Origin of the sequence: Bacillus cereus group sp. BfR-BA-01356 (assembly GCF_022663635.1) — a bacterium.
In the GTDB taxonomy this organism is placed as follows: Bacteria; Bacillota; Bacilli; order Bacillales; family Bacillaceae_G; genus Bacillus_A; species Bacillus_A cereus.
The window spans coordinates 1-2600 of the sequence record NZ_JAKUFX010000238.1 but is presented as its reverse complement, the minus strand read 5'-3'; the positions used below and the strand labels follow the sequence as shown (position 1 = coordinate 2600).

Below are 2600 nucleotides of genomic sequence, written 5' to 3'. Positions count from 1 at the left end.
GCCAGGATCAAACTCTCCAATAAAGTTAGTTTGTCTAGCATCTAAAATAAAAATTGACGTTTCACGTTGTTTGTTTCGTTCAGTTTTCAAAGAACTACTTGGTCGCTCATTCGCGACTTCCTTATGTTAACACTTTCGTTAATTGATGTCAACTAAGTTTTTTATTTCGTTTGTCGCTTTCGACTTTAATGTCATCGGCGACTTGTTCTATATTACACCTCTAAAGTATAATCGTCAATACGTTTTTTAAAAAACTTTATATTTTATAGATTTCACTTATGTATTTCTTCTATAGTTATATACAAGCACCCCACAGAACAATCTATGGGGTGCTCTTCTACCATAAAAACTATTGTTCTTTCGACGGCACTGAACAACTTCCATCAGTACAAGAAAGATTGCTTCCACCCTCTGAAGAAAGTTCTTGCAACTTAGGTGCAGGATTCTCTTCTTCCCACACTTGCTGAAGTGCACCAACAAAAGTTTCAAGTGGTTGTGCACCTGAAATAGCATACTTTTGATTAATAATAAAATAAGGCACTCCCGAAATTTGATATTGCTGAGCAATTGCTTCATCAATTCTAACATCATTTGCATACGCATTTTTATCATTAATAACATTTAAAGCTTCTTGCTTATCTAAACCTGAAGCTTCAGCGATAGTAGCAAGTGTATCCGCATCACTTAAATTTTCCGATTCAGTAAAATATGCAAAAAGTAGATTTTCCGTAATCTCTTTTTCTTTCCCTTGATTCTTTGCAAACTTCGCAAGACGATGCGCATCAAACGTGTTCGTCGGCTTCATCTCATCAAAATTAAAACTTAAACCCATACTAGCTGCATGATTTCCTAGCTGTACGTTATTACGCTTAGCTTCTTCAATACTAATTCCATACTTTGATGCAAGTACTTCATTAATACTTGTTCCGGAATAGATTGGAGCATTTTGGTCTAATTCAAAACTTTTAAACTCAACTTCAACATCCTTCTTATGTGGAAATTGCTCTAAAGCCATCTCTAATCTACGTTTCCCAATATAGCAAAATGGGCATACAAAATCCGACCATACTTCAATTTTCATAAAAACACCTCATTAACATTTAGTTTTCAATCATTGTAGCACTGAGATTAAGGAATTCAAAAGTTTTTGCTCTATCTCCTTCATATAGTACATACAAAAACACACTTATAGCAGAATACCTAATTAACAAAAAAACGATAATCAAAAGGATTAACTATTATCCCTCCGATTATCGTCTATATAAATGCAACAACTTTAATTATGCCGGAATATACTTCCCTACGAATTTCCATACAGTATTCCAATATTTATTAGAATCTACTTTCTCCGCTTCTCCATGTCCAGCACCTGGAACAATTAATTTCTCTTTTTCTACTTTTGCAGCATTATATACTTCATCTAACATTTCAAAAGGAACGAATGTATCAGCATCCCCATGAATGAACAGCATAGGTGTTTTACTTTTCTCTACTTGTTTTACAGCTGAAGCCTCTTCTAAATCGTAACCAGCTCTTAATTTAGTAACCGTATTTGCCGCATTCATAACAGGAAACTTCGGTAAATGGAATAAATCTTTTAGTTGATAAGTAAATTCATCAATAACAGTTGAGTATCCACAATCTTCAATAATAACTTTAACATTAGAAGGTAAATCTTCTCCTGAAGTCATCATTACAGTTGCCCCGCCCATTGAAACACCAAATAGAGCTATTTCAGCATTAGGGTCTTTCTTTACAATTTGTTGAATCCAAATTAACACATCTTTACGATCATGCCAGCCCATACCAACATAATCCCCTTCACTATTTCCGTGCCCACGAAGGTCTGGTGCTATGACATTATAGCCTTGTTCATAAAAGTTACGAACATATTTCGTCATTTCTGATGCTCTACCATTGTATCCATGAACTACAATTGCCCATTTATGACTAGATGGTTCATTCATATATTCATAACCTTTTAAATTTAATTTATCGAAAGAACGTATAGTTAATGTGTTAGGTTTATACTTCGATACGAAGTTTGCATTCTTTTCTTCATTTGCAGCCATTACATCTCCCGATGCACTTACCGTTTCTACTAAATGAGGATTATCTTGCAAAAATTCTTTTTCTTGTTTCGCATTTAACGCATAGTTATAAAAATAATTTCCAACTAACATATACACGATTACTAGCAGGACTAAGACTACTATAGTAATTATACTTATCTTTTTCATATTATCTCCTTTTCTAACTTAAATCTTCTTATATTAAAGTACATCAAAAACAACTGTACTATTTTAACACACTGATGAATCCTATCTTTAAGAAATAAAATAGAAAATCTTAAATTACATATAAAGAATCACGAAAGAAATTGAATAAAACTTATACAGCTACGTACTCAAAAAACTTTTTAAAAAGCGAGAAGCACTTCAAAATATTTAGCTTTGAAAAAAAGTTATAAAACACAAAAAAGACGAGTCATTCTGTACTGACCCCTGTCAAGTAGACAGTAATTAAAACGCATAGTTAAGAAGCCTGAGTTCGATATTCGTATGGACTCAGGTTCTTTAATTTTTTCTGAAAACGATGGT

The 2600-nt window shown here is 33.1% G+C and carries 2 protein-coding genes; both read right to left on the bottom strand.

The window, feature by feature from the left end; all coding sequences use genetic code 11:
• Positions 1-349: 349 nt before the first annotated feature.
• Complete coding sequence (locus MR168_RS32575) at positions 350-1081, bottom strand: DsbA family oxidoreductase (RefSeq protein ID WP_086412466.1); 732 nt, start codon at positions 1079-1081, stop codon at positions 350-352.
• Positions 1082-1280: 199 nt separating this feature from the next.
• Positions 1281-2240, bottom strand: coding sequence for an alpha/beta hydrolase (locus MR168_RS32570; RefSeq protein ID WP_086412467.1), 960 nt, complete (start codon positions 2238-2240; stop codon positions 1281-1283).
• Positions 2241-2600: the final 360 nt, after the last annotated feature.

Bases quoted from the DNA above. Each gene is read 5' to 3' on its own strand.
- MR168_RS32575 (WP_086412466.1), bottom strand. From the start codon at position 1,081: ATGAAAATTGAAGTATGGTCGGATTTTGTATGCCCATTTTGCTATATT.
- MR168_RS32570 (WP_086412467.1), bottom strand. From the start codon at position 2,240: ATGAAAAAGATAAGTATAATTACTATAGTAGTCTTAGTCCTGCTAGTA.